Source organism: Actinospica robiniae DSM 44927, from assembly GCF_000504285.1.
Taxonomy (GTDB): domain Bacteria; phylum Actinomycetota; class Actinomycetes; order Streptomycetales; family Catenulisporaceae; genus Actinospica; species Actinospica robiniae.
In genome coordinates, this window is sequence record NZ_KI632511.1 from 2,877,612 (window position 1) to 2,904,004 (window position 26,393).

20 protein-coding genes are annotated in these 26,393 nt (G+C 71.2%); 13 read left to right on the plus strand and 7 right to left on the minus strand.

The window, feature by feature from the left end; translation table 11 throughout:
- The first annotated feature begins 118 nt into the window (after window positions 1-118).
- Window positions 119-979 (plus strand): TMEM175 family protein, encoded by an 861-nt coding sequence (locus ACTRO_RS51410; RefSeq protein ID WP_051450729.1) that lies wholly within the window; start codon window positions 119-121, stop codon window positions 977-979.
- Here ACTRO_RS51410 and ACTRO_RS43225 read toward each other — a convergent pair.
- Complete coding sequence (locus ACTRO_RS43225; protein ID WP_157436096.1) at window positions 916-4,002, minus strand: putative bifunctional diguanylate cyclase/phosphodiesterase; 3,087 nt, start codon at window positions 4,000-4,002, stop codon at window positions 916-918. The two genes, ACTRO_RS51410 and ACTRO_RS43225, sit on opposite strands and share 64 nt — an antisense overlap.
- Before the next feature lie 143 nt (window positions 4,003-4,145).
- Window positions 4,146-5,117, minus strand: a complete 972-nt coding sequence (locus ACTRO_RS12425; protein ID WP_211244211.1) for an L-threonylcarbamoyladenylate synthase — start codon at window positions 5,115-5,117, stop codon at window positions 4,146-4,148.
- A 236-nt stretch (window positions 5,118-5,353) separates the two neighbouring features.
- Here ACTRO_RS12425 and ACTRO_RS12430 point away from each other — a divergent pair, with 236 nt between their 5' ends.
- Both ACTRO_RS12430 and ACTRO_RS12435 read left to right on the plus strand, forming a co-directional pair.
- Complete coding sequence (locus tag ACTRO_RS12430) at window positions 5,354-7,576, plus strand: alpha amylase C-terminal domain-containing protein (protein WP_051450731.1); 2,223 nt, start codon at window positions 5,354-5,356, stop codon at window positions 7,574-7,576.
- An 80-nt stretch (window positions 7,577-7,656) separates the two neighbouring features.
- The gene (locus tag ACTRO_RS12435; RefSeq protein WP_245594671.1) at window positions 7,657-8,499 is read left to right on the plus strand and encodes a MerR family transcriptional regulator; all 843 of its coding nucleotides are present in this window, start codon (window positions 7,657-7,659) and stop codon (window positions 8,497-8,499) included.
- Window positions 8,500-8,520: 21 nt separating this feature from the next.
- Here the strand turns inward: ACTRO_RS12435 and ACTRO_RS43230 are convergent, their stop codons facing one another.
- Window positions 8,521-9,141 carry a biliverdin-producing heme oxygenase gene (locus tag ACTRO_RS43230; RefSeq protein WP_169739883.1) on the minus strand — a complete coding sequence of 207 codons (621 nt, stop codon included), beginning with the start codon at window positions 9,139-9,141 and terminating at the stop codon, window positions 8,521-8,523.
- Window positions 9,142-9,231: 90 nt separating this feature from the next.
- Here ACTRO_RS43230 and ACTRO_RS12445 point away from each other — a divergent pair, with 90 nt between their 5' ends.
- Window positions 9,232-9,786, plus strand: coding sequence for a DUF1697 domain-containing protein (locus tag ACTRO_RS12445; protein ID WP_034263292.1), 555 nt, complete (start codon window positions 9,232-9,234; stop codon window positions 9,784-9,786).
- A gap of 170 nt (window positions 9,787-9,956) precedes the next feature.
- Here ACTRO_RS12445 and ACTRO_RS12450 read toward each other — a convergent pair whose 3' ends face one another.
- Window positions 9,957-10,583: an LbetaH domain-containing protein gene (locus ACTRO_RS12450; protein WP_034263293.1), complete on the minus strand. Its 627-nt coding sequence runs from the start codon at window positions 10,581-10,583 to the stop codon at window positions 9,957-9,959.
- Between the two features lie 205 nt (window positions 10,584-10,788).
- On the opposite strand from ACTRO_RS12450, the gene ACTRO_RS48845 reads away from it, so the two are divergent.
- Window positions 10,789-12,471, plus strand: coding sequence for a serine/threonine-protein kinase (locus tag ACTRO_RS48845; RefSeq protein ID WP_051450734.1), 1,683 nt, complete (start codon window positions 10,789-10,791; stop codon window positions 12,469-12,471).
- A 7-nt stretch (window positions 12,472-12,478) separates the two neighbouring features.
- On the opposite strand, the gene ACTRO_RS43240 is transcribed toward ACTRO_RS48845, so the two are convergent.
- Window positions 12,479-13,672, minus strand: coding sequence for a serine/threonine-protein kinase (locus tag ACTRO_RS43240; protein ID WP_169739884.1), 1,194 nt, complete (start codon window positions 13,670-13,672; stop codon window positions 12,479-12,481).
- 176 nt (window positions 13,673-13,848) lie between these two features.
- On the opposite strand from ACTRO_RS43240, the gene ACTRO_RS12465 reads away from it, so the two are divergent.
- From ACTRO_RS12465 to ACTRO_RS12485, 5 genes are all read left to right on the plus strand, one after another.
- Window positions 13,849-15,984: an MSCRAMM family protein gene (locus tag ACTRO_RS12465; protein ID WP_034263295.1), complete on the plus strand. Its 2,136-nt coding sequence runs from the start codon at window positions 13,849-13,851 to the stop codon at window positions 15,982-15,984.
- Window positions 15,985-16,322: 338 nt separating this feature from the next.
- A complete protein-coding gene (locus ACTRO_RS12470; RefSeq protein WP_084316211.1) occupies window positions 16,323-17,309 on the plus strand; it encodes a metal ABC transporter solute-binding protein, Zn/Mn family in 987 nt (328 codons plus the stop codon).
- Between the two features lie 54 nt (window positions 17,310-17,363).
- Window positions 17,364-18,176 (plus strand): metal ABC transporter ATP-binding protein, encoded by an 813-nt coding sequence (locus ACTRO_RS12475; RefSeq protein ID WP_034263297.1) that lies wholly within the window; start codon window positions 17,364-17,366, stop codon window positions 18,174-18,176.
- On the plus strand, window positions 18,173-19,090 hold the full coding sequence (locus ACTRO_RS12480; RefSeq protein WP_034263298.1) for a metal ABC transporter permease: 918 nt from the start codon (window positions 18,173-18,175) through the stop codon (window positions 19,088-19,090). The genes ACTRO_RS12475 and ACTRO_RS12480 overlap by 4 nt, the downstream gene beginning before the upstream one ends.
- A 17-nt stretch (window positions 19,091-19,107) precedes the next feature.
- Complete coding sequence (locus ACTRO_RS12485; protein WP_211244212.1) at window positions 19,108-19,905, plus strand: metal ABC transporter permease; 798 nt, start codon at window positions 19,108-19,110, stop codon at window positions 19,903-19,905.
- Here ACTRO_RS12485 and ACTRO_RS12490 read toward each other — a convergent pair.
- Both ACTRO_RS12490 and ACTRO_RS12495 read right to left on the minus strand, forming a co-directional pair.
- Window positions 19,874-22,294 (minus strand): glycoside hydrolase family 95 protein, encoded by a 2,421-nt coding sequence (locus ACTRO_RS12490; RefSeq protein WP_084316212.1) that lies wholly within the window; start codon window positions 22,292-22,294, stop codon window positions 19,874-19,876. The genes ACTRO_RS12485 and ACTRO_RS12490 overlap by 32 nt on opposite strands.
- 99 nt (window positions 22,295-22,393) lie before the next feature.
- Window positions 22,394-23,842: an MFS transporter gene (locus tag ACTRO_RS12495; protein ID WP_051450737.1), complete on the minus strand. Its 1,449-nt coding sequence runs from the start codon at window positions 23,840-23,842 to the stop codon at window positions 22,394-22,396.
- A gap of 138 nt (window positions 23,843-23,980) precedes the next feature.
- Here ACTRO_RS12495 and ACTRO_RS12500 point away from each other — a divergent pair, with 138 nt between their 5' ends.
- From ACTRO_RS12500 to ACTRO_RS50320, 3 genes are all read left to right on the plus strand, one after another.
- Window positions 23,981-24,724, plus strand: a complete 744-nt coding sequence (locus ACTRO_RS12500) for a glycerophosphodiester phosphodiesterase (protein WP_034263301.1) — start codon at window positions 23,981-23,983, stop codon at window positions 24,722-24,724.
- 110 nt (window positions 24,725-24,834) lie between these two features.
- A complete protein-coding gene (locus ACTRO_RS12505; RefSeq protein ID WP_034263302.1) occupies window positions 24,835-25,503 on the plus strand; it encodes an HAD-IA family hydrolase in 669 nt (222 codons plus the stop codon).
- A gap of 52 nt (window positions 25,504-25,555) precedes the next feature.
- On the plus strand, window positions 25,556-26,374 hold the full coding sequence (locus ACTRO_RS50320) for an NUDIX hydrolase (protein WP_051450738.1): 819 nt from the start codon (window positions 25,556-25,558) through the stop codon (window positions 26,372-26,374).
- Window positions 26,375-26,393: the final 19 nt, after the last annotated feature.

Below are 26,393 nucleotides of genomic sequence, written 5' to 3' on the forward strand. Positions count from 1 at the left end.
TGACACGGCATCACTTCGGCAGCAGCCGAACGAGCCCCGGACGGCCGAGTCGGGTGATGATCGGCAAAGCACGCCACACGCAGACCGCACACCCTCCCGACGCCCTGAAAACCAGCCCATGCCCGAGCCCTCGCGCCACCCGCCGGACCCGTCCGACGCCGCCGCACGCGCCGCCGCGCGCTTCAGCCGCTCGGACTCGGCCCGGCTGGAGGCGTTCAGCGACGGCGTGTTCGCCATCGCCGTCACCATCCTGGTCCTGGAGATCCACGACCCGGCCCACGGCCCGGGCGGCCTCGGCCACGCCCTGCTCGCACAGTGGCCCGCGTACCTCGGCTACCTCGCGTCGTTCGGCTACCTGGCCGTCATCTGGCTCAACCACCATCAGGCCTTTGCCAGGATCCGGAAGGTGGACCGCGGGCTGCAAGCCGCGAACCTGCTGCTCCTGTGCACGACGGCCGCCCTGGCCTTCCCCACCGGTGTCCTGTCCGACGCGCTGCAGGAGGACGTCGAAGGCGCCGACTCCCAGACCGCGGTCCTGACCTACGCCCTGATCGCCGCCGCGATGTGCGCCAGCTGGCTGCTCATGTACACCTACCTGCGCCGCCGCCCCTGGCTGCTCGACCCGGCCGTCGAGCCGGCCTACGTCCGCCACGGCCAGCTGCGCTCCGCCCTCGGCTTGGCCGCCTACCTGCTCGCTTCGGAAATCTCCCAGAGGTCTCCCGCGTGCACGCGCGGAACGACAAGGGTGTGCCCTGGTCTAGCGGGTCTGATGTCCAGGAATGCCAGCGTGTGCTCGCCTTCGAGGACGCGATGGCAGCGCTGCCGGCCGGCGACTATCTCGCAGAAGATGCACGCACTCACGTCGACCACGATCGCACGTGGCCGTGGGCGAAGACGACCAGGTTCTTCCGGCTCTTACCCGCTCTCCAACAGCCAGGATTCGAACTCCGCGGCGCCGAGCGGACGCGAGTACAGGTAGCCCTGTCCGCACTGGCAGCCCGCGGCCCGCAGGCGCTCGTGCTGCTCCTCGGTCTCCACGCCCTCCGCGACGGTCGTCAGGCCGAGCTCGCCGGCGAGCCTGACGATCCCCTCGACCAGGGCGAACTGCACCGAGTCTGTGGCGATGCCGTCGACGAAGGCCTTGTCGATCTTCACGGTCGAGATCGGCAGCCGGCGCAGTGAGCTCAGGGACGAATATCCCGTGCCGAAGTCGTCCATCGCCACCCCGATGCCGAGCTCGCGGGCCTGCACCAGAGTCTCCACCTGTTCGACGATCCCTGATTCGGTGACTTCGAGCACGAGCGAGGAGGGCGGCAGGCCGGTCTCGCCGAGCAGGGCGCGCACCTGGTCGAGGAAGTCGGGCTCGCGCAGCTGGACCGGGGAGACGTTCACGTTCACGCGCAGCTGCCGGGGATCGCCCGCGGCCCGGGTGATCTGCGGCCAGTGCCGGTAGTCCTGCACGGCGCGGTGCAGCACCCAGCCGCCGATCGGGACGATCTGGCCGGTCTGCTCGGCGAACGGGATGAACAGGTCCGGCCGCACCCGGCTCCCGTCCGGCTTCTGCCAGCGGATCAGCGCCTCGGCGCCCAGCGGCGCCCGGGTCGAGAAGTCGACCACGGGCTGGTACTGGAGGAAGAACGCGCCCTCGAGCAGCGCCTCGTTCAGTCCGGCGCGCAGCTCGGCCTGCTCGCGGCTGGACTCGCGCAGGTCCAGCGAGAACACGGCCGTGCCGCGCGGGCTGTTGCGCCGGGCGGTGTTCATCGCGAGCAACGCGTCCTCCAGCGCCTCCTCGCTCGGGCGGTCGTGCGGGCAGTCGGCGAGGCCCGCGCTGACCGAGATGGTGATCGCGCGGTCGGCGATGGCGACCGGGCGGGCGCCGGCGGTGCGCACCCGGGCCAGCAGCGCCTCGGCCGGAGGCAGGTTGGGCGTGCCGGAGATCAGCAGCGCGAGCGTGGTCGCGTCGATGCGGGCCACCTCGGGCCGCTCCAGCCCGAACACGCCGACGAGCCGGCGGGCGAACTCGTCCACGACCCGGTGCGCGGTGGACGGGCCCGACTCCTCGGCGATCTCGGGCAGGTCGTCGATCGCCACGGCGAGCACGGCGTGCGCGATCCCCTCCCCGCCCCGGAGCTGGGCCAGCCGGGAGGTGAAGGCGAGCCGGTTCTCCAGCCCGGTCTCCTGGTCGTGGGTGGCGCGCCGGCGCAGCTCCTTCTCCAGCGAGTGGAGCTTGGTCACGTCGCGCAGCGTCAGCACCAGGCCTTCCACGGTCGGGTCGCCGCGCCGGTCGTCCACGGCGACGTCGACGATCTGGTCGCGGCCGGGCAGCGCCCACTGCAGGTTCGCGTCGTGCGTGCTCGCGGCGACGGCCTGGGCGTAGTCGAGGCCGACGAGATCGGACAGCCTCATCCCCCGGCGCGCCTTGCCGCCGAACATCGCCTCGGCCGCGATGTTGGAGTAGCGCACCAGGCCGTCCTCGTCCACGACCAGGATGGCGTCGGAGATGCTGGCGGTCATCGCGCGCAGGTGGCTGCGGGCCATCCGCATGGTGACGCCGATGCGCTCGAGGTTCTCCCCCGCCTGCGCGGCGAGCAGGACGAGCGGGTCGGCGGCGCCGGTCACCCGTCCGACGGCGCCGGCGACGACGATCATCCCGAGCGGGCGGCCCCGGTCGCGCGAGCGCGCCGTGTCGATCGGGCAGGCCAGCGCGGTCGCCGAGCCGACCCCCTCGCGGAAGGGCACGTCCTGCGACACCAGGAAGCGCTGCCGGTCTCCGGGCCGCTCCGCGCACCGGTCCTCGGACCGGTCGGGGCGGCCCTCGGCCTGCTCGTCGGCGCCGGCGAGCGGTCTCCACTCGGAGATCATGGAGCGCCACCGGCCGGGATCGAACCGGGTCAGCGCGGACGGCTCCTGCCAGGTGGCCGAGGTGAGCCGGCCGCCGGTCACCAGCGCGACGCTCGCCTCGCCCTTCCCGTCGAGCAGCCGGCCGGCGACCTCGGCGGTCACCTGGGCCAGCTCGGTGGCCGACTGCGCGCCGGACAGCTGCCGGTGCGCCTCGATCAGCGTGTTCAGCCGCCGCACCGAGGCCATGTACTCGGCGCCGACGAAGCTCAGCCGCGCGATGACCGCGATGAAGATCAGTCCGCCGACCACCGGGAAGTGGCCGAGCGGGGCCACCCGGCCGCCGCTGATCTGGATGTTCAGCACGATCGGGTTGGCCAGCACCACGACGAGCAGGGCGAGCAGCCGCCGCAGGCTCATCGGCCGGCGCGGCCAGCGGCCGACGGCGCTCGGGCAGCGCGGGCCGGGCACGTGCAGCGGCGCCACCGCCCAGCAGGCCTGGAACAGCATCCAGCCCGCCCCGGCCAGCGCGGCGTGGCGCCAGAAGCCGGCGGCCTCGAGGTCGTTGAGCCGGGTGACCACCATGAACAGGTTCGAGTAGACGAGCCCGGCGACTCCGGTCACGGTGAGCACGACGCCGCGGCGCCGCCGCCCCACGCCCTTGACCAGCATCGCCGCGAGCGTCAGCAGCACCGCGCACACCGTCGGATAGATCCCTGGCGCCAGCCGCGCGAGCAAGGGCATCGGCCCTTGCGAAAGGTAGGGCGCGATCAGATAGAGCCAGATCGTCGCGGTCGCGCCGCCCACGATGATGCACACGTCGAACAGGAAGCCCGCGTCCCAGCCCCGCACCCGGCGTGAGATCGTCACGAACAGGTACCCGCAGGCGCAGATGGCGGCGAGCGGCGCGAACAGGTCGATCAGCGTGATGCCGTCGGGTGGCCCGGGTCTCACGCCGGCGGTCACGCACAGCTGGGCCGCGAGCATGGACGCCCCGGCGCCCGCACCCAGCCACAGCGGGATCCGGAAGCTCGACGGATGGATCAGGGCGCCGACGACCATGGCCGCGAAGGCGGCAGTGCCGAAGACGGCCCAGGCGGCGCCGACGTGGTTCGGCAGAAGCACCAGGGCGGCGATCAACGCGGCCACGAGGACGGCATACATCCACCGCAGTAGCGGCACGATGTGCTTACCGCTCTGTGCGCCGACCTCTACCGGCCGCAATGCCATACGACCATCAAAACACGCTGTGGCCGAACTCTCACGGCCCGTCTGCCACCGGGATGAGGGGACGGTCCGGCAGGTTCCTAACCGCGGGGTCCGGCGGCCCGACGCAGCCGGTTGGCGATCGCGAGGCCCATGCCGTCCTCGGGCGGCAGCGACGCGACGACGAGGTCGCACCCGCTCTCGTCGAAGCCGCGCAGGAGTCGGTAGAGGGCGCGGGCGTACGCGGCCGGCGAGGCCGGCACGTTCACCACGGCGTGCGCTTTGACCTCGGCGTCCGCGAAGGTCGGGGGCAGCAGCACGCCCACCTGGCGCCCGGCCTGCTGGGCCTGCTCGGCCTCGGCGATGACGTTTTCGGGCTCGACCAGGATGACCCGCGCGCGCGGCGCGTAATGAGAGGGGTGCTGGCCCGGGACCCGCACGTCGCTGGTCGCGGGCACCCCGAGGGGGTATCCCAGTACCGCTTCGAGGTCCTCGCGGGTCACGCCGCCGGGCCGGAGGATGGCGGGGGCCTCCGCGCTGACGTCGACGATGGTCGACTCGACGCCGACCTGGCAGGGGCCGCCGTCCAACACGAGGTCCACGGCGTCGCCGAGTTCGGTCCGCACGTGCTCGGCCGTGGTCGGACTGACCGATCCGAAGCGGTTGGCCGAGGGCGCCGTGAGCCCGCCGCCGAAGGCCGCGAGCAACGCCTGGGCGACGGGGTGGTCGGGCACGCGCACGGCGACCGTCTCCAGCCCGCCGGTCGCCTCGAGCGGCACACGGCTGCTGCGCCGCAGCACCAGCGTGAGCGGCCCGGGCCAGAAGTGCTCCGCCAGGACGCGCGCGGTCTCCGGCACGTCCTCGGCCCAGCCGTCCAGGTGCGCCGCGCTCTCGATGTGGACGATCAGCGGATGGTTCGGCGGCCGGCCCTTGACCTGGAAGGTGCGCGAGACGGCGACCGGGTTCTCCGCGTCGGCGCCGAGACCGTAGACCGTCTCCGTCGGGAAGGCGACCAGGCCTCCCGCCCGCAGCACGTCCGCCGCCTGCTGAATCCCGCCGCTCTCGCCCGTCACGTCCGCCATCCTTTCACTTCCCCGCACTTGATCCTGCCAGGACCGGCCACCTGCGGAGAAATCGGCCGCGGCCGCTCCCGGTTTCGCTTGTCCGGCAACAAAGTCGCCGCGGCCGGGCCGGAAGGATGTTGTCCGCGACCCTTCCAGGCCCCCGTCTCCTTCGCTATGGTGCGCCTGACCCACCGAGTTTGTTTGCACAGACAACCAATCTGGCGCACGTATGCAACGGAGCAAACGTGAACGACTCCCGCCCGCCTGCCCGCAGATCCAGATCCGCGCTGTTCACCGTCGGCGCCCTCCTCTCGTCCGCCCTGGTCGCCCCCGCCGCCGTGCTCGCCGCCTCCGCCACGCCGGCCCACGCCGCGACCGCGCTGTCCCGGAACGTCACGGCCAACCTCTTCGAGTACGACTGGAACTCGGTCGCCGCCGACTGCACCGACGTCCTCGGCCCGGACGGCTTCGCGGCCGTGCAGATCTCACCGCCGCAAGACTCGTACGACAACGCCGACCACTACTGGTGGGACGTCTACCAGCCCGTCGATTACTCGCTCGAGAGCCGTCTCGGCACCGCGGCGCAGTTCGCGTCGATGGTCGCGGCCTGCCATGACGCCGGCGTGAAGGTGTACGCGGACGTCGTGCTCAACCACATGGCCGCCGGCGACGGAGGTTCCGACACCAGCTACGGCGGCGCCTCGTTCGATTCCAGCACCCTGGCATACCCGGCGTACGGCGCCGCCGACTTCCACAGCTACCCGGCCGACTGCCCCGAATCCAGCGACAGCATCGTCAACTGGCTCAGCTACACCGAGGTCACCGCGTGCCGGCTCGACGGCCTGCCCGACCTGGCGACCAACACCGCGGCCGTGCGCGACATCGAGGCCGCCTATCTCAATACCCTCATCGGTCAGGGCGTGGACGGCTTCCGGCTGGATTCGGCCACTGAGATCGGCGAGAGCGACATCGCGGCCATCGATGCACTGCTCGATCCCGACGCGAGTACCGGAACCGGCGTCTTCATCACCCAAGAGGTCTATCCCGGCTCCAGCGGCCAGGATTCCCGGCTGAACCCCGCCGCGTTCGAGCCGACGGGCTCCGTCACCTCCTTCGACTACAGCTACGACCTGACCGACGACTTCGAGAACGGCGACCTCGCCGCGCTCGGCAGCCTCAGCCCCGCACTGCCGAGCACGTCAGCATCCTCCTTCGTGACGAACCAGGACACTGAGCGGGCCTCGAGTCCGACCCTCGACTACGCGGACGGCTCCGCCTACCTTCTGGCCGACGAGTTCCTGCTTGCCTACGGCTACGGCACACCGCAGATCTTCTCCGGCTTCGAGTTCAGCAGCTACAACCAGGCACCGCCGGACACCGCCAACGGCGACGTCACCGACACCACGTGCGGCACTGGCGCGTGGGAGTGCACCGAGCGCAACGCGGCGATCGACGCGCTGGTCGGCTGGCACAACCTCGCTTACACCGACAACGACGCCGTCGCCCACTGGACCACCGACGGCAACGACCTGATCGCGTTCGCCCGCGGCGCGGACGCCTGGATCGCACTGAACAACGGCTCCGCGGCGCTCACCGACACCTTCGCCACCGGGCTGCCCGACGGGACGTACTGCGACATCGTCAACGACACCTACAGCGGCGGCACCTGTTCCGGAACCGGCATCGTGGTCTCGGGCGGATCGGCGACCGTCACCGTCCCGGCGGGCGGATCAGTGGCCTTCGACGTCGACTCGCTCATCGGCACGGCGATTACGACGTATACCGAGACCGTCGACGTGACCGTTCCGGTCGACACGGCGGCCGAGGGCCTGAACGTCTACCTCAACGGGAACCTGTCAGCCCTCGGCGAAGGCGGCTCCGACTGGAGTGCCGGCCACGGAATCGCGATGACAAAGGTCGACGATACGCACTATCAGGCCACGATCACCGCCACCTCGAGAGCAGCGCTGTCCTACAAGTACTACCTGGGCACTTCGCTCAGCGACATCGAGGAATCGAGAACCTGCTCCGCGACCGCGAACCGATCGCTCACCGTCAACGGCACGACCGTCACCGACACCGTCGCCGACTGGGCCGGTCCGCACACGTGCGGCAACGCGCAGGCGATCATCGACGTGACGGTCCCGGCCGGCACACCGAGCGGCGACACCGTCTACATCGCCGGCGCCTTCTCCGCCCTCGGCACGGGCATGAGCTCAGCCGACGACTGGAATCCCGGCCTTTACCCGATGACGCTGATCGCCGCCGACGAGTGGCAGGCCGTCGTCCCGGCCGTCTCGGGCACCACGCTCGCCTACAAAGTCGACCTGAACGGCACATGGTCGAATGTCGAGGAGACGTCGTCCTGCGGCAGCGTCGCGAACCGCAGCTTCTATTTCAACGGCGTCGACAGCTCCTACACCGCCGCCGACGCCGTTGGCGCGTGGGCGGGGTTCAGTCCCTGTTGACCTTCCCCTTGGGGCAGAGGCCACGCTCTCTCCATCGGGCGATTCGCCCGAGAACGAGGAGATGATGGCATGTGGACGAGATGGGGATCAGCGAGTTCGGCCGCCGGTCGCGACTGTCCGCCAAGGCGCTGCGGCTCTACGACGGCCTCGGCCTCCTCTCGCCCGCACGCGTGGACGAGGCGTCCGGTTACCGCTACTACACGAGCGGCCAGCTCGAGCAGGCGCGGCTGATCGCGACGCTTCGCCAGGTCGGGGTCCCGCTCGCCACGGCGAAGGAGTGGCTGGGTCTCGGCCCGCCCGAATTGGCGGAGCGGGTGACCGCCTTCTGGCGAGCAGCCGAGGCGGACCACGCCGCCCAAGCCACGCTCGTCACCATCCTCGTTGACCGACTTACCGGGAGGAGCAGAGGCATGTACGAAGTCGCAAGCCGGGAGATGCCACCGCGCAGTCTGCTGTGCCTGAAGCGCAACGTCGACGAGTCCGGGGCGTGGGCGTTCGGCAAGGAGTTCATGGGGATCCTCAAGGATCCGCGATTCCCCAAGGGAGAAGGCCGGGAGCGCGGCTTCTTCTGCATCTACTGGGGCGAGGTGAGCGCGGACGGCGACGGTCCGGTCGAGTGGTGCAAGCCGGTGCCGGAAGCCGAGGCCGAAGCCATCGCCGCGCAGTTCCCGCAGCTCACGCTGCGCGTCGAGCCCGCGCACCGCGAGGCGTACGTCAGCCTCGGCTCGGGCGAGCAGATCGGCACGGCGCAGTGGCGCCTGGCCGAGGAGGCGCTGCGCACCTGGGCCGAGGACCAGGGCCTCGATCCGGAGCAGCTCGCGTCGACACCGGATGACCTCGGCGTTCGGCTCACGTACACGCCCAGTGCGGAGCCGGGCGAGGCCGTCTGGCCCGACTGCGAGTTCGCCGTGCCCTTCGCATGATCCAGTGATCGCTCGCAGGCTTCAACGGCGCGCGAGCGCCGCGCCGAGCTCGTCGAGAAGTGCGCGGTCGCAGGCACCGGCGACCGCCGCCTCGGCCGCGACCCGTTCGCGCTGCTCGCGCGTCCAGGCGGACGGATCGGCGATGGCCGCATCGCCGGGCTTCTTCGAGCCTGCCGAATCGGCGACGGTGTGAAAGGCGAGTCGTCCTGCGAGCGGTCCGTAGGCCTCGCCCAAAGTCAGGTGAATCAGGCCTGCGCCGAGCCCGTCGGCGGCATGTCGCACCAGGTGATGGGCCACCAGCCCCTCGACGCTCGCCGCAGCGGCACTGGCGCACGCCGAGTAGGCGCGGGTGGCCGGCATGACCTCCGGGCTCTCGGCGTCGGGATCAGCCCACCCCGGCCCGAGCAGCACGGCCAAGTCCGCCTCGAGATCCTCGAGCCCGGCCCGGATCCCCGCGCGGAGGCGGAGCAGTCGCGGGTCATCCGCGGCGTGCGCGGCGGCGGCCCGGTCGAGCGCCGCGTAGATCTCGCGGTACTGCACCAGCAACTCGGCGTACTCCCGCGGCTCGAGCGCCCCCGCCAGCAGCAGCCGCAGGAACACCGGCGGCACGTCATCGCGCGCGACTAGGGAGAATACGTCCACAAGAAGAGAACATAGGTAAGGCTTACCTAATTTGCAAGAGCCGACGGCGCTCCGCACGACGTTGTCGGAGGGGGCGGGTAGGCTCCGAACATGGCGACGCGTTACGCGGCACTGCTCTCGGCGGTCAACGTGGGCAAGCGCAAAGTCCCGATGGCACAGCTGCGCGAACTGCTGGCCGGGCTGGGCTACTCGGACGTCCAGACATACCTGGCCAGCGGAAACGCCGTCTTCACCGCTCGCGACGGCGAGGACGAGGGCGCGGCGTCCGCACGCATCGAGGCGGCGCTCGAGGAGGAGTTCGGCTTCTCCGTCCCCTGTCTCGTCCGCGACGGCGATTACCTCGCCGCCGTGATCAAGGCCTGCCCGTTCCCCGCCGACGACGTGGCCGGCAAGCATCTGCACGCCACCTTCTACTCCGCCGAGATCGGCGACGAGCGGTACGCGGACATCGACCGCGCAGCGTTCGAGCCCGAGGAGTTCCGCATCGGCGACCGCGTGATGTACCTGCACCTCCCCGGCGGCATCGGCCGCTCGGCGCTGGCCACCGCCTTGTCCCGGCCGGCGAGCCGCCTCAAGGGAATCACCGCGACCGGCCGCAACTGGAACACCGTCAAGGCCCTGGCAGGGATGACGGCGCACGAGTAACGGCACTGACCCCGGCCGGAGCCAAGCCCTTAGCGGGCCTGGACCTCGACCGTTCGGCCGTCGGGATCCTTGATCTGGTGACGTCCCGGTGCCAGCGGCGGGTTCGCGGCACTCCTCCAACTGCGGCGTGTAGATCACCAGCAGGGTCACCCGGATCGCGCTCGGTTCGGTCATGATCCGTGCGGAGCGTCGGGGTGATAGACGCGCTGCCGCTCGACCGGGCTGTCGGCGAACGGGCCGTTGCCGTTGACGACCTCACCGACCGCGAGCGACAGGCCGTGTGCGGTGCCGCGGCCCTTGAGCACCGCGCCGCGCAGATCCGGATCAGGGCAGGTGAAGTCGCCGCCCGCGGCCAGGCGCACCGCACGTGCGCTGATCGCCCCGAGGATCTGCGAGCCGACACCCAGCACACAGCCGTCGCCGAGGATCGCGCCGTCACTCACGCGCGTGCGGTCGGCGATGTGCACGTTCGCCCCGGCCCCGTCGGCAGTGATCCGCGCCCCGCCCTCCCCAAGCCGGTTCCCGGACCCGACCACCACCGCGGCGCCCGATCCGACGGTGACCCGCAAGCCCGGATACAGGATGTTGTCGGGGCCGAACTCGCATCTCGCGTCCGGCGCGCACTCGACGCTGACCGTGGGGTAGATCACCGTGCCCGGACCGAACCGGGCGTGGCGCGAAAGCAGGGTCGAGTAGGGGTCGAACAGCGCTCCGATGCGACGCCCTAGCTCCACGCACTCGCCGATCGTCAAGAAGCCGTACGCGATGCGGGGTGCGTCGAGATCCGAATGATCCATCAGCCCACCTTACGCAGGATCAGGTACGCCGGCTCGACGGCTTCCTCGGCTGTTGTCATGCGATTGACACCAGCCGGGCGTTCCGACACGACCACACGCGTTCCGAGGCGGGCGGGCACGCGTGCGACGTCCGCTGACGGGCTGTCATACTAGCGCCACTCAGATCGTCTCGAGTCCGGCGAGCAGCCAAGTAGGGGTGGATGCCATGACCGCGCCGTTCGACGGCTTCTCCCGACTCGAGCCGGGCGCACCGACCGAGATCGGCCGCTACCGCCTCTACGCGCGGCTCGGCGCGGGCGGGATGGGCCAGGTCTTCCTCTCCTTCCTGCCCGGCGGACGGCCCGTGGCGCTCAAGGTGGTGCGCCCGGAGTTCTCCGCGGACCCGGAGTTCCGCCGCCGCTTCGCCCAGGAGGCGCAGGCCGCGCAGCAGGTCAACGGGATCCACATCGCCCAGCTGCTCGACGCCGGGCCGGACGCGGCCACGCCGTGGCTGGCGACGGCGTACATCCCGGGCCCGTCGCTGCTCGAGGCGGTGCGGCTGCACGGGCCGCTGCCGGTGGCCTGCGTGCGCCGGCTGATAGCCGGGATCGCGCAGGCGCTCGACGCGATCCACGCGGCCGGCCTGATCCACCGCGATCTGAAGCCGGCCAACGTCATCCTCGCCGCGGACGGGCCGCGGGTGATCGACTTCGGCATCGCCCGCGCCGCGGACGCGACCACAGCGTCGCTGACCGGCAAGCGAGTCGGGTCGCCGCAGTACATGGCGCCGGAGCAGATCCGCGGGCTGCCGGCGACGCCCGCGCTCGACGTCTTCGCGCTCGGGGCGCTCGCCTTCTTCGCCGCGACCGGGCGGGCCGCGTTCGGCGAGGGCGAGGATCTGGCGGTGATCTTCCGGATCGTGCAGGAACAGCCGGATCTGACGGGCACTCCGCCGGAGCTGCTCGAGCTGGTGACCGCCTGCCTGGCCAAGGATCCGGCCGCGCGGCCGGACACCCGGGCGATCCGCCAGGCCTGCGAGACGCCGCCGCCGGACGCGGCGGCCGGCTGGCTGCCGCCGGCGCTCGCGCAAACCGTCGCGGCGCGCACCGACGCGATCGCCGCGATCGCGGCACGGCCGCCGCCCACCGTCCCGTCGGTGACCGCTCAGCAGACCATGCCGCAGTCGACCGTCCCGCAACCGACTGTGCCGCCTACCGTGGCGACGCAGTACGGCGGGTTCGCGGGCGGGCCGGTCCCGCCTCCTGCAGCCCGAGCGCTCAGCTCGCGGCTCCGGGTGGGCGCGATCACGCTCGCGTTCGGTGTGCTGATCGGCGCGGTCGTCGCACTGGCGTTGTTCCGTTCCCCGCCCGGTTCCAACGGCGCCGGCTCGCACCCGCCGTCGCCGTCCGCGTCGGCCACGACCGGTCAGGTCACGCCCGCGGACAACTCGTCGCCGCAGGTGTCGAGCTCGGCGGACCAGGAGGTGGGCCAGGGCAGCGCGCTGGGCAGCGGATCTCCGGCCCCGGACAAGAGCGACGACACCGTCCAGTGGCAGGGTTCGACCACGTTCGGCAAGAACGGGCTGAGCTTCGACGACATCCCGCCGGACAACAACCCGATTTCCAACGACCTGTTCTATGTGGGCAGCACCAACTCGTCCTCCGGCTACGACTTCTCCGCCTCGTGGGGCATGGCGCTGTGGACCGGCACCGGCGTGCCCAGCCGCGCCCAGTGCGCCAACCTGCTCAGCGGCGCGAGCGTGAACGGAGGCGTCGCCGCGGACGGCGGACTGATCTGCGTCAAGACCCTGAACAACCGGCTCGCCGTGGTGAAGATCCAGAGCGTGGACACCGGCGACGGCATCGCCACCGTGTACGCACGGGTCTGGGCGCTGCAGACGAGCCAGTGAACCCGGCTCAGCTCCTGGCCTGCTGGAACCGGCGCAGCGCGCGGACCAGCTCGTCGCCCGGGCCGAGCGCCTGCTCGGCATGCTCGAGCAGCCGCACCAGGCGCAGCGCGCAGCTGACTCCCTCGCCGCGCGCGTACCCGGCCCGGACCCGGCCGAACTCGGCCGCGAACCGGGCCGAGTCCCGGCCGTAGCCGGCGGCGTCGAGACTGCGGCCGACGGCGGCGAAGCCCTCATCCGCCTCGGCGTACCGGCCGAGGTTGAGCAACTGCTCGGCCGCCCGCAGCTGCGCCCGGGCCAGCGTCGGCGGCGTGGGTTCGGGCGGCGCGGACCGGGTGACGGTGGCGGCCCGGCTCTCGCTCGCCAGTAGGCCGGCCAGGCGCCGGCGCACCTCGGAGACCGTCGGGCGGTCGTCCGCGGTCTTGGCCATCATCGCCTCGATCAGCTCGGCCAGCGGCTCGGGCACGTCGCGGCGCACCTCGGCGATCGGCGCGGGCTGCTCGTACTGCACCCGGTAGGTGGCCAGCTCCCAGCCGCCCTGCCCGGCGAACGGGGAGCCGCCGGCCAGCATCGCGTAGAGCACCGTGCCGAAGGAGAACACGTCCCAGGCCGCAGTCGCGTCCTCACCGCGGCACTGCTCCGGCGCCGCGTAGACGGGCGTGCCGACCATCTCGCCGGAGCGGGTGATCTTCGTCAGGTCGGGTTCGAGCACTGCGGCGATACCGAAGTCGCAGACCTTCACCGCCTCGCCGTCCAGGACGAGATTGGACGGTTTGAGGTCCCGGTGCACCACCGGCTCGGCGCGGCGATGGAGGTATTCGATCGCTGCCGCGGTCTGCGCGCCGTAGGCCGTCACGCGCTCGATGGGCAGAACAACCTCAGAACGCTGCAGCGTGCCCAGGTCGGGCCCGGCGAGCAGCTCCATCACGACGTAGGTCGCCTCGCCATGCACGCCGCGGTCGTGCACGGTGACGATGTTGGGGTGACGCAGCGAGGCCATCACCCTGGCCTCCCGGTCGAACCGGGCGTGGAACTCGCCGGTCGTGCGCGGGTCGGCGTGCTTCGAACGGCTCAGCACCTTGACGGCTACCGATCGGTCCAGGCTCTCGTCCCGGGCCCGGTAGACCTCGCCGTGGCCGCCGCGCCCGATCCGCTCGACCAGCCGGTAGCGGTCCCCCAGCGCCTGGCCGACGCTCACACTCATGGCCGCATCGTACGCCCATCCGCTCATATGCCTTTCGCGATGTACGGGAAGCCGACTTACCACGAGTGGACGTATCACAGATCTTTTCTGAACAATTCCTCGTCGCGTCCGGGAAATGCGGGCCATCGCCTTCTTACACTCGGCTCCTGATGGATCTTGCTTGACGGAAAGGAGTGATGGTGAAGAAAGCTTCCGCGCCTCGGGACGCTGCGACCCGGGGACGCCTGATCAAGCCGATCAGGCACACCCTGGCCCTGGCGCTGGTGCCGACGGCGCTGTTCTTGACGGTGGCGCCGGCCACCGCCTCGGCGGACTCGCTTCCGGGCGGTTCCGGAGCCTGTCTCGGGGCGGACTGCCAGGCCGCGACGCCGGCCGGCGACAACGGGTCTGACACCGGGACGGACGCGTCCGACACCGGCACGGCCTCCGACGTCCCAGCGGCCGGGAACGCCGCTGGGGCCCAGGACGACGCGTCGACGCCGGCCGACGGGACCCAGGCCGACCAGGCCGCCCCGACCGACGACCGCCAGAGCGGCGTCAACCAGGACAGCACGAGCCCGAGCGGCACCGACCAGAGCGACATGGGTCAGAGCAGCTCGGATCAGAGCGGCATGGGTCAGAGCGACGCGGCCGCGCCGGGCGATGACGCTCAGGGCACCGACACCACGTCCGACGGCACTCAGACCGACAGCACTCAGGCCGACAACACCCAGTCGGACAGCACTCAGGCTGACAACACCCAGACCGACAGCACTCAGGCCGACAACACCCAGTCGGACAGTACCCAGGCCGGCTCGCCGGGTCGGAACGACGAGAACTGGGGCAACGGCGGCTCCGGCAACGGAGGCTGGGGCAACGGTGGCGGCTGGGGCGACGACTCCACCGGGTCGACGAGCGTGCACAAGGTGGACGCGTACACGCAGCGGTCCCTGGCCGGCGCGACCTTCCAGCTCTGGCGCGAGTCCAACGGCATCCCGGGCCTGCAGAGCACGGGCGGCAACCGGGACTCGAAGGTCGGCGCACCCTGCGTCACCCCGAACTCCGGCGTCTGCTCGGCCGACCACCTCAAGCTCGGCACCTACTACTGGCAGGAGATCGCGGCGCCCCCCGGCTACGACCTGCCCAGCCGGGTCACCATCCCGGTCGTCATCGACTGCGACCACCTGAAGGTGGACGTGACGGCCAAGGACTACAAGACCGTGACGCCGACCGGATCCACCTCCGACGAGAAGGTGGACGGGCGTACCGGCAAGCCGCTGGCCGGTGCCGTCTTCCAGCTCTGGCACGAGACCAACGGCGTTCCGGGTCTGCAGACCATGGGCGGCAACCCGGACTCGAAGGTCGGCGCACCCTGCGTCACCCCGAACTCCGGTGTCTGCTCGGCGGACCACCTGCAGTTCGGCACCTACTACTGGCAGGAGATCAGCGCGCCCCCCGGCTACGATCTGCCCGACCACGCCACGTTGACGGTCGTCATCGACTGCGACCACACCAACGTGGACGTGATCGCCAAGGACTACCGGATGATCAAGCAGACCGGGTCCACCTCGGTCAAGAAGGTGGACGCCCGCAGCGGCAAGCCGCTCGCCGGCGCGACCTTCCAGCTCTGGCGGGAGACCAACGGCATCCCGGGCCTGCAGAGCACGGGCGGCTACCCGGACTCCAAGGTCGGCGGGCCCTGCGTCACCCCGTACTCCGGCGTCTGCTCGGCGGACCACCTGCAGTTCGGCACCTACTACTGGCAGGAGATCGCGGCACCTCTCGGCTACGACCTGCCCGGCCAGCCGGTGACGAAGGTCGTCCTGTCATACGACCACTCCTACGCGAACGTCGTGATGAAGGACTACCGGGTCAAGCGGCAGCCTGGGTTCACCTCCGTCGAGAAGGTGGACGGGCGTACCGGCAAGCCGCTGGCGGGTGCGACCTTCCAGCTGTGGCGGGAGACCAACGGCATCCCCGGTCTGCAGACCACGGGCGCTTACCCGGACTCCAAGGTCGGCGGGCCCTGCGTCACCCCGGCCTCCGGCATCTGCTCGGCCAAGGACCTTCCGCTCGGCACCTACTACTGGCAGGAGACCGCAGCCCCGCGCGGCTACTGGCCCCGCCAGTCGGTGACGACGGTCACGCTGGACCGGGAGCACCCCTGCGCCACGGTCAAGGTCAAGGACTGGCGGGGGCACGGACACCACCACGGCCACCTGCCCTCGACCGGTTTCGAGGGCAGCATGTGGGCACTGGCGGGGCTCGCGCTCCTCGGCGCCGGTGGACTCGCCACGGTGGCGGCACGGCGGCGTCGGCCCAGCCGTCGCTGAGCGGGAGACCGCACCTGGAGTAAGGAAACGAACAGAGGGACAGGCTCGTCCGGTCACCGGCCACGGTGACCGGACGAGCCTTTTTCCGCCTCTGGAGCGCGCGCGGGCGGGGCGTTCGCCAGGCATCGCCCGGTGTTCCGGGGCGATCGCGGGTTCGGGTTCGAGTGAATAAGGGAATATACGCGACAAAGCGGACGAGGGGCAGGGGGCCCTGGACAATGGATATGAAAATCATTATCGTTTCCAGTGCGCGCCCGGCCTGAGTGCGCGGTCGTCTTCCTGACACGCCGCCAGCGCGCTCGTTCTCCCCGCCAACACCGAGGAAGGGGCTGTTCACCATGCCCTCGACGTCCGCCCGACCCGCCCACCGCCTCAGCCTCTTCGGCCGGGCACTCTGCGCGACGCTCGCGCTCTCCGCCGCCGCCCTGCTCACCAGCGCCTGCTCGTATCCGTCCGGCTCCGGTTCCGGCTCCGACGCCGCCGGGAGCGCCGCGAACAGCAAGATCGTGGTCGTGGGCGCGGAGAACGAGTACGCCGACGTGCTCGGCCAGATCGGCGGCCGGTACGTCGCCGTGTCGGCCGTCATGAGCAACCCGAACACGGATCCGCACACCTACGAGGCCAGTCCGCAGGTCGCGGCGGAGGTCAGCCGGGCCAGGCTCGTGGTTCAGAACGGCTTGGGCTACGACGACTTCATGCACCAGATCGAGCAGTCCTCGGGCCACGGGAGCCAGCAGGTGATCGACGTGCAGCAACTGCTCGCGCTGCCGGACTCCACCGCCAACCCGCACCTTTGGTATCAGCCCACGACGATGCCGGCCGTCGCCTCCGCCGTCGCGGCGGACCTGGCGTCGATCGATCCGGCGCACAAGGCCTACTACGCCGCGAACCTCGCCACGTTCAAAACCTCGTTCAGCGCCTACACCAGCGCCATCACCGAGCTGAAGACCCGCTACGGCGGTGCGGCGGTGGCCACCACCGAGCCGGTGGCCGACTATCTGCTGGACGCCGCCGGAGTCAGCAATCTGACTCCGTGGGCGTTCCAGGCCGCCGTGATGAACGGCACCGACCCCTCGCCGCAGGACGTCGCCGCGCAACAGGCTCTGTTCACCGAGCACAAGATCAAGGCGTTCGTCTACAACCAGCAGGTCACCGACAGTCTGACGACGTCGCTGCTCACCCTGGCCAAGGACAACGGCATCCCGATCGTCGGGGTCTACGAGACCATGCCGACCCCCGGCTACGACTACCAGAAGTGGATGCTCGCCGAGGTGGCCGCGCTCAGTGGGGCGATCGGCTCCGGCCAATCCGCGCCCACCCTGTGACCATCGCCGTGCCCTGACACTCCCCCGTCCCGGCGCTGCCCGTGAGGAGCTCCCATGACTGACCCGCCCGAGATCCTGACCCTGCAGGACGTGAGCATCCGGCTCGGCGGCCGGCAGATCCTCGACCGCGTCGCCTTCGGGCTCGCGCCCGGCGAGTTCACCGGCCTGATCGGCTCGAACGGCGCGGGCAAGACCACGATCCTGCGGATCGTCATGGGGCTGCGCCGCCCCGACGAGGGCAGCGTGCTGATCGACGGCCGTCCGCCGGCCCGGCACGGGCGCGCGATCGGCTACGTGCCGCAGAAGGTGCAGATCGAGCCGGACGCGCCACTGCGCGCACGCGACCTGGTCGCGCTCGGCCTCGACGGGCACCGGCTCGGGCCCCGGCTCCCCTCGCGCCGGCGCTACGAGCAGGTCGGGCAGATGCTGGAAGCCGTCGGGGCGGCCGGCTTCGCCGACGAGCGGGTCGGCACGCTGTCCGGCGGGGAGCAGCAGCGGGTGCTGATCGCGCACGCCCTGATCGGCGGACCGAAGCTGCTGCTGATGGACGAGCCGCTGGCCAACCTGGACCTGCGCTCGGGCCAGGAGATCGTCGAGCTCACCGCCCGAGTGGCCCGGGAGCAGCGGGTCGCGGTGCTGCTGACCGCGCATGACATGAACCCGCTGCTTCCGGTCATGGACCGGGTGATCTACGTGGCCGGCGGCCGGGCCGCGGCCGGCGGTATCGACGAGGTCGTGCGCAGCGACGTGCTCACCGAGCTCTACCGCCACCCCGTCAGGGTTCTGCGGGTCGACGGCCGGATCCTGGTCGTCGCCGGCTCCACGGGCAGTCCGGCGCTGGGCCCGATGCGGGTGAGCGCCCGATGAGCTCCCTGCTGTCCGCCATATTCGAGCCCGGGTTCTTCGGCAGCGGGCCGGTCCGCGACGCGTTGGTCACCGGCGCGGTGGTGGCGCTGGTCTCCGGCGCGGTCGGCGTGTTCACGGTGCTGCGCAGCCAGTCCTTCGCCGGCCACGCGCTGAGCGACCTCGGCACGCTCGGCGGATCCGGCGCCTATCTCACCGGGACCAGCCCGTTGCTCGGCATCGCCGGGGTGGGCATGGTCGTGGCCGGGCTGATGGACCTGTTCGGCGCCGAGCGCAAGCGATCCCGCGACGTGTCCACCGGCATCGTGCTCGGCGGCGTACTCGGCTTGTCAGCCCTCTTCCTCTATCTCGACGCGACCCGGACCTCGACCACCGGCGCGGCCGTCACGATCCTTTTCGGCTCGCTGTTCACGGTCACCGGCGACACTCTGCCCGCCACGGTCGTCCTCGGCGTACTCGGTCTTGCCACGCTCGGCTTGCTCTACCGGCCGTTGCTGCTCAGCTCCGTGGACAACGACCTCGCCGCAGCCCGCGGCGTGCACGTCCGCCTGCTCGGCCTGACCTTCCTGGCCACCATGGGCATCGCCGTCTCGCTCTCGGCTCTGACCGTCGGCACGATCCTCAGCCCAGCGCTGTTGATCGGCCCTGCCGCGACCGCGCTGCGCCTGACCCGGCGCCCGGCCACGGCGATGGCACTGGCGGCGGCCCTCGGCCTCGTCGCGACGTGGCTCGGCGTGCTGCTGGCGTACGACAGCTACCACTGGCCGCCGGCCGGAAGCGACGGGTGGCCGGTCAGCTTCTTCATCATGGCCCTGATCTTCCTCGGGTACCTGGCCAGCGGCCCGACCGCGCGGCTGCGCGAGCGTCGCTCGGTCGGTACGGGCACGGTCTCGGCCGCCACGGTCGCGGAGGCCTGATCGTGTTCGCCCCCTTCATGACCGATACCTGGATCACCGCGAGCTTGGTCGCCGTGGTCGCGGGCGTCGTCGGGTTCTTCGTCGTGATGCGCGGTGCCGCGTTCGCCGCGCACGCCGTGCCCAACGCCGCATTCGCCGGCGCGGCCGGAGCCAGCCTGCTCGGTTGGGACACGCTGCTCGGGCTCGGCGCGTTCTCACTCGCCGGTGCGCTCGGCATCGGCCTGCTCTCCCGGCGTGGCCGCCACGATGCCGTCACCGCCCTGACCATCGCCCTGATGCTCGGGCTCGGCGCCTTGTTTCTGAGCTGGAGCAACGAATACGCCCCAGCCGTCTACTCGCTGCTGTTCGGCGAGGTGCTCGGCATCAGCACGCAGAAGGTCGGCCTCACGACCCTGCTATGCGTGCTCTGCCTCGCCTCGATCGCATTGCTCTACCGGCCGCTGCTGCTTTCCAGCGCGCTGCCGGAGACCGCAGCGGCGCGCGGCATCCGCAGCGGACGTATGGACCTGCTCTTCCTCGCTGTCGTGGCCCTGGCCACCACCGCGAGTGTTCCGGTGGTCGGCGCGCTGCTGATGTTCAGCCTCATGGTCGGGCCGCCGGCCGCTGCCAGGATCCTGACGAAGCAGCCCGTGCCCGCGATGCTGCTGAGCGTCCTGCTCGCACTGGTCACGGTCTGGGCAGCGATCGCGCTGTCGTATCAGACGAACTGGCCGATCGGCTTCTACGTCGGGGTGGGCGCTGCCGGCTGCTACCTGCTCGCTCGCGCGGTCGGTCAGATCAGCATCAGACTACGTACTCAGTCTGGTCGGCTTTGATCGACACGCTACGAGTCGTCGACTGGCCGTTCGTCCCCTGATAACGGATGACGACGGTCGTGTTCTGCGCCGCGTGCAACGCTGCTGACTCGACGTGGCCGTCGCGCCAGGACAGGTGTTCGAGCGTCACCCCGCCGCGGGCCCGCAGACCCGTGACCGTCCCCGCGGTCCACGCCGGGGGCAGCGCGGGCAGCAGGTCGAGGATCGGCGTGCCATCGTCGTCGATCTCGTGGCTCTGCAACAGAAGTTCCGCGATCGCGGCGGTCACGCCGAGGTTGCCGTCGATCTGGAAGGGCGGATGCGCGCAGAGCAGGGAGGTGTAGACGCCGCCCGCGGTCTCCCAGCCACCGTCAGCGTTGGGGGTGACCGGACGGAGGTAGTGCCCGAGCAGGCGGTGTGCGGCGGCGCCGTCGCGCAGCCTGGCCCACAGTGCGATCTTCCAGACGATCGACCAGCCGGTGCCTTCGTCCCCGCGCTCGTGCAGTGTCGTGCGTGCGGCCTCTCGCAGGCGCGGGTCGGTGGCCAGCAGGCTCCCGGGGTACAGGCCGATCAGGTGGGAGACGTGGCGGTGGTGTGGTTCGGTCTCCTCCCACTCGCCGGACCACTCCAGCACCTGGCCGCGGCTGCCGATGCACAGCGGCGCCAGGCGTTCGAACGCGTCTCGCACCTCGCCGATCGCGGCCTGATCCTCGGCCGCCGGAGCCCGGCCCGCTGCAGTCAGGGCCGCCGCAGCCTCGAGGACGAAGCCGAACAGCTCTCGTGCCAGAGTTCTGTCGGAGGAGGTGCCGCGGTCCACGCCGGCCACGCCGTGCTCCGTGACGAAGCAGTTCTCAGGGCTCGTCGACGGCGAGACGACCAGGTCGCCGTCCTCGTTCGGGACGAGCAGATCCAGCACGAAACGCGCCGCGTCCACGGCGATCGGCAGCGCCTGGCGTTCGAGGTGGTCGAGATCGCGGCCGAAGCGCCACCGTTCGGCCAGGTGCAGGGACAGCCACGCCCCGGCCATCGGCCACTGCGCCCACTTCGGATCGCCGGCGCCGGCGCCGACCGGCACCGTGATCCGCCACAGGTCGGTGTTGTGGTGGCACGTCCAGCCTCGGGCGCCATAGAGCTGCCGAGCAGTCTCCCGTCCCGCCTCGGCCAGGTCGGCCACCAAGCCCAGCAGCGGGTCGTGGCACTCTGGGAGCGCGGCCACCTCGGCGGGCCAGTAGTTCATCTGCACATTGATGTTGGTGGTGTACTGGCTGTTCCACGGCGGCGCGATCTGCTCGTTCCAGATGCCTTGAAGCGTCGCCGCCTGGGTGCCCGGCCGGGAACTCGCGGCGAGCAGGTATCTCCCGAAGGCGAAGGCCGCGGCCGCCAGGTCCTCGTCGGACTCGCCGGCGGCCCGTCGGGCCAGCCGCTCGTCGATCGGGACATCCGGCGCCGCCTGGCCGGTCTCCAGCCGGAGCGTGACCCGATCCATCAGCTCTCGATGTTCCGACACGTGCCGGGCACGGACCGCCTCCCAACCCATGTCCGCGGCGGCGTTCACCTCCAGCAGAGCGTTGCGCAGGCACGCCTCGGCGTCGTCGGTCGGCAGCGCGTCCCAGCGGGTGAAGCCGGTGCGTATCGCCACGAAGATCGTCACGGCCACGGCGTCGCGCACTTCGATGGAGCTCTCGCCCGCCACTACGCAGGACTCTGCGGAAGACGACTCCTGCGAAGGCTCGACCAGGATCCGCGCCATCGCCGCCGCGCGCACGGAACGCACCTCGTCGTCCGAGCTGATCACCCCGTCGGTCCGCGGCCACGGCACGACGTGGCGGGGAGCCGCGAGCAGCAGCGAGAGTCGGCCGTCGTCGTCGACGCGGCAAGCGCTGCGCGGTTGCGGTGAGCCGAGACCGATCCGCAGATGCAGGCCCTGCGGATGTCCCGTCTCCAGGCGGACGGCGATGACCTGGTCCACCGCGCTCGCCAGCACTTCCTGCCGCACGAGCAGTCCGGCGGACTCCCACTGCGTGGCGGCCACACCCTCACGCAGGTCGAGCGAGCGCCGATAGACATCCGGCGGCGCGTCCTCGAGGTGCTCGATCTCCAGATGGCCGACCGGCTGAAAGGCCTCGGCGTCAGCACCCTGCGTCGCCCGCAGCGCCTCGCCCGCCTCGGCGTGCCGTCCCGCTTCGATCAGGGCCCTTACCTCGGCGAGCAGTCCGTGCGGCACCTGGGGCAGCGCGCGCTCGCCCGGACCGGACCAGAACGTGTCCTCGTTCAAGGCGATCCGCTCGGCCGGCCGGCCACCGCGCACCATCGCGCCCAGGCGGCCGTTGCCGACGGGAAAGGACTCCTCCCACGCACGGGCGGGAGCGGTGAACCACAGCATCGGCATACCGGAAACCGTCGTATACATAGGATGTCTGTATAGTCGCGGACCCCTTCGATTGTCCAGCGGTCTAGTAAAAACCCAGCTCAGAGCCGATACCGTCGAGAAGGCCTTGAGCTAAACATCCTAGCGGGCGCGGACAGTCGCGAGCAGCGGCGGAGACTCCCAGCCGGGCTCCGCGCCTGCCCGCCACCGCTCGAGCGCCGGCCGCGGCGGCCGCACGCCGCCGAGCACGTACAGGCAGACGGCGATCACCACGCCCGCGCACGAGATCCCGAAGCAGATCCACAGCGCCGTGCGCGTGCCCGCGATCGGATTCGACTCGGCCACCTGCGCCACCCGGAGCAGGATCGGCGCCACCATGAACGCGGCGACCGCCCGGATCAGCTCGATGAGCGCGAACACGCGCTGCACGTTGTTCGAGCGCAACGAGAATCCGGCGATGAACAGCGCCGGCACGACCGACGCGCCCACTCCGAAGCCGATCAGCCCCGACCCCACCGCCACCAGGACGGCCGTGGGCGGCGCCGCGGCGTTCACCACCAGGATCCCGATGGCCAGCATCAGCAATCCGGCCAGGGCGTAGTAATGCAGCAGCCGCGTCTTGAAGACGATCCCGAAGATGACCGCGGTGAGCAACGCCGCGCCGAACTCGGGCAGGTAGAGCAGGCCCAGGTGCAGCGGCGTGAACCGGCCGGTCAGCACGGCCGCGGTCAGCGAGATCGCCGACACCGAAGCCGCCGCCGCGCACACGGCGGCCGTGATGCCGGCGATCGGGAAGGTGCTGACCAGGCCGCGCACGCACAGCAGGGGGTTGGCGCCGACGTATTCGTGCACGACGAGCCCCACGATCAGCAGTAGTCCGCCGATCAGCGGAACCCACACCAGGGGGTTGCGGAAGGAGTGCGTGAGCAGCTCCGACGCGCCGTAGAACGCTGCGACGCACCCGCAGAAGGCCAGGCTGAGCGCGATCGGATCGCGCGGCGCGTCCGGGTTGGCGGGGGGATCGTCCTCGAAGGTCAGGATCGAGAGGGCCAGTGCGGCGACGGCGATGCCCGCGATGATCCAGAACAGCGGCCGCCAGCCGTGCGCCGAGGCCTGGATCCCGCCGATCACCGGACCCAGCGCGACCGCGCCGAAGATGCACACGTTCAGGATCATCGCCGTCTCGCGCATCCGCTCCAGCGAGTACCCCAGGATCAGCGGCGGCACGGCCGCGATCAGCAGCAGGCTGGTGCACAGGCCCTGCAGCACGTGCCCCACGATGAACATCGCCGGGCCGGTCGCCGCGGCGGCCAGCACCGAGCCGATCACCAGCAGGCTGCCGTACACCAGCAGCATCCGGCGCTGCGGCTGGTGCTGCGCGAGCTGCACCGCCAGGATCGTGCCCACCGCGTAGCCGGCGTTGGCGAGGCCCGCGGCCAGGCTGATGGTCTGTTCGCTCATCCGCAGCTGGGCGGCGATGATCGGGGAGACCGCGTTCAGGGCCGCCGAGAGCGCCAGGTAGGGCACCAGCGCGAGGACGACCATCGTCGCGACCGCCGGATACCGGCGGGCCAGCGGACCCTTTCGCATGAGCCGTCTTCTCCATTCATCGGCGGGCCCGGGCTGAGCGACATCCAAGCCGAGACGCGGCCGCGGATCACGGACGTTCACCCTGGAGAAGGCGCGGCGGACGGCCGAACGGAGCATGCGGGCTGTTATGTTCGGGCCATGTCTCGAGCGGCGATCTCGGCGCACCGCGGCGGATCCGGCCACGACGCGGCCGACGGCTCCGCGAAGCCGCACGAGTCGTACCGGGCCGCCGCCGAGAGCGGCGCGGACTACGTCGAGATCGACATCCGCCAGACCCGTGACGGCGTGCTCGTGGACTACCACGACGAGCTCTGCGGCCCGGACGGCCGCGCCGTCGCCGACCTCGGATACGGCCGGATGTGTGAACTGCTGGGCTATGCCGTGCCGCTGGCGGCGGAGGCGATGGGGGTGCTCGCCGGCAAGGCCGCGTGCCACCTCGACCTGAAGGGCGCCGGGTACGAGGCTCCGGCGGTCAAGCTCGCGCTCGACGCCTTCGGCCCGGACGCGTTCGTGGTCACGACGCTCGAGGACGCCTCGATCGCCCGGATCCGCCGCGAGTTCCCGGAGGTCCGCACCGCGCTCGCGCTCGGCGGGGATCTGCAGGGCCTGCGTCCGGACCGGCGCGTCGCGGCGCGGCTGGGCGACGTGTTCCCGATCCGGCGGCTGCGCGCCTGCGGGGCGCACTGGGCCGCGCTGAACTACCGGCTCGTCCACGCCGGAGTGCTGCGCCGGTGCGCGGCCCACGGCATCGGCACGATGCTGTGGACGGTGGACCGGGACGAGCTGATCGCGAAGTTCCTGAGCGATCCCCGGGTCGAGGTGGTGATCACGAACTGTCCGGCCCGGGCGCGCGCCCTGCGCGACCGGCTGGGAGAAGCCTGACGCCCGCGCCGCCCGCGCCGCAGGCCCCGCGTTCCGCCGCCCTCCGCCGCGTTTGTACAATTGCAATACAAATCACGCACACGTGGCCCCCACGAACTCGCGGAGGACAGATGCCGTTGTCGGCCGCCCGCGCCATCCTGCTCGACATGGACGGGACGCTGGTGAACTCCGACGCCGCCGTCGCACGCGCCTGGCACCGCTGGGCCGACCGCCACGGACTCGACGGCGGCTACGCCTACCGGATCTCGCACGGACGGCAGTCGCACGACACAATGGCCGAACTCCTGCCGGACCGGCCACTGGCGCAGCACCTGGCCGACTCGCGCGAGCTGGTCGCCGGGGAGACCGCAGACCTCGAAGGGGTGATCCCGGTCCCCGGCGCCGCCGGGCTCCTCGCCGCGCTCGCCGGCGTCCCGCACGCGCTCGTGACCTCGGCCAGCGACCCGCTAGCCCGCGCCCGGATGGGCGCCGCCGGGCTCCCGCTGCCATCCGTCCTGATCACGGCCGAGCTGGTCAGCGCGGGCAAGCCGGCCCCCGACGGCTTCCTCAAGGCCGCCGCCGAGCTCGGCGTGGATCCGGCCGACTGTCTCGCGTTCGAAGACTCCGGCGCCGGCATCGCCGCCGCGAAGGCCGCCGGCATGCGTGTGGTCGGCATCGGCGAGCGGGCGGCCGCCCACGGACCGACACTGCACGTCACGGACTTCGACGACCTCTCGGTCACCAAGACGTCCGACGGCGGCGTGCACATCAGGGGCGGTGGCGCTGTCGGGGGCGTGTGAGACGCTTTCAGGTGACGGCAGCTCATATTCACCCGGAGAACAAGGGGGCCTCGTGGACGTAGGCACCAGGCGTGACGTCCTGCTCGGCTCGGAAGAGCTCGATCGGTACGCAGCATCGCTCATCATCGCCGACGGCTACCCCTCCACGCGGCTGTTCCTCTCCCACCCCGAGGTGCGCTTCGACGAGACGACCCTGTGGGTCCCGCCGGGCCCCTGGCACGTCACCGGCCACCGCAACCGCCGCGACGCGCCGGCCGCGATGAGCGACCCCGAGCTGCCCGACTTCGACGGCGAGCCCATCGTCGACCCGGCGCTCACCGCCCGCTGGCGAGCGTCCGGCCTGCTCGTCGACCAGCACGGACGCCCCGTCCACCCGGACTGGCGCGGCCTGCTCGCGCATCCGGGCATCGGCCTGCCCACCGGTCTCGGCTTCTTCTGGCGCTGGGGCCCGAACGCGACGGTGGACGCGCTCGTCACCCGCCGCGCCCGCAGCGGCACCCAGATCCTGCTCGTGCGTCGGCGCGACGTCGGCAAGTGGGCGCTGCCCGGCGGATTCGTCGACCGCGAAGACGCCTCCGTGCAGGACGCTGCGCTGCGCGAACTGGCCGAGGAGACCGGCCTCGTCCTGCCCGCGCCCCGCACCGAGATAGCCCTCGCTCTGCGCTCCCCCAACGCGATCACCACGCTGCACGCGTGGACCGAGAACACGGTCGTGCTGGTCAACGGAGACGAGGACCACCTGGCCGACGCCGTGCTCACGCCCGCCGAAGCAGAGGTCTCCGACGTCGCTTGGACCGACCTCGCGGCAGCCCGGGAGCTGGAGATGTTCGACCGGCACGCCTCTTACCTGTCGCTGGTGAGAGAGGCCTGATCAGCGCGGTCGTCTCCAC

Coding starts and splice junctions, on each gene's coding strand:
- ACTRO_RS12480 (WP_034263298.1), top strand. CDS start 18,173: ATGAGCTCCCTGCTGTCCGCCATATTCGAGCCCGGGTTCTTCGGCAGC.
- ACTRO_RS12465 (WP_034263295.1), top strand. CDS start 13,849: ATGGTGAAGAAAGCTTCCGCGCCTCGGGACGCTGCGACCCGGGGACGC.
- ACTRO_RS43240 (WP_169739884.1), bottom strand. CDS start 13,672: ATGAGTGTGAGCGTCGGCCAGGCGCTGGGGGACCGCTACCGGCTGGTC.
- ACTRO_RS12505 (WP_034263302.1), top strand. CDS start 24,835: ATGCCGTTGTCGGCCGCCCGCGCCATCCTGCTCGACATGGACGGGACG.
- ACTRO_RS12435 (WP_245594671.1), top strand. CDS start 7,657: ATGGGGATCAGCGAGTTCGGCCGCCGGTCGCGACTGTCCGCCAAGGCG.
- ACTRO_RS12500 (WP_034263301.1), top strand. CDS start 23,981: ATGTCTCGAGCGGCGATCTCGGCGCACCGCGGCGGATCCGGCCACGAC.
- ACTRO_RS43225 (WP_157436096.1), bottom strand. CDS start 4,002: ATGTATGCCGTCCTCGTGGCCGCGTTGATCGCCGCCCTGGTGCTTCTG.
- ACTRO_RS12445 (WP_034263292.1), top strand. CDS start 9,232: ATGGCGACGCGTTACGCGGCACTGCTCTCGGCGGTCAACGTGGGCAAG.
- ACTRO_RS51410 (WP_051450729.1), top strand. CDS start 119: ATGCCCGAGCCCTCGCGCCACCCGCCGGACCCGTCCGACGCCGCCGCA.
- ACTRO_RS12470 (WP_084316211.1), top strand. CDS start 16,323: ATGCCCTCGACGTCCGCCCGACCCGCCCACCGCCTCAGCCTCTTCGGC.
- ACTRO_RS12450 (WP_034263293.1), bottom strand. CDS start 10,583: ATGGATCATTCGGATCTCGACGCACCCCGCATCGCGTACGGCTTCTTG.
- ACTRO_RS12475 (WP_034263297.1), top strand. CDS start 17,364: ATGACTGACCCGCCCGAGATCCTGACCCTGCAGGACGTGAGCATCCGG.
- ACTRO_RS12485 (WP_211244212.1), top strand. CDS start 19,108: ATGACCGATACCTGGATCACCGCGAGCTTGGTCGCCGTGGTCGCGGGC.
- ACTRO_RS12495 (WP_051450737.1), bottom strand. CDS start 23,842: ATGCGAAAGGGTCCGCTGGCCCGCCGGTATCCGGCGGTCGCGACGATG.
- ACTRO_RS48845 (WP_051450734.1), top strand. CDS start 10,789: ATGACCGCGCCGTTCGACGGCTTCTCCCGACTCGAGCCGGGCGCACCG.
- ACTRO_RS12490 (WP_084316212.1), bottom strand. CDS start 22,294: ATGTATACGACGGTTTCCGGTATGCCGATGCTGTGGTTCACCGCTCCC.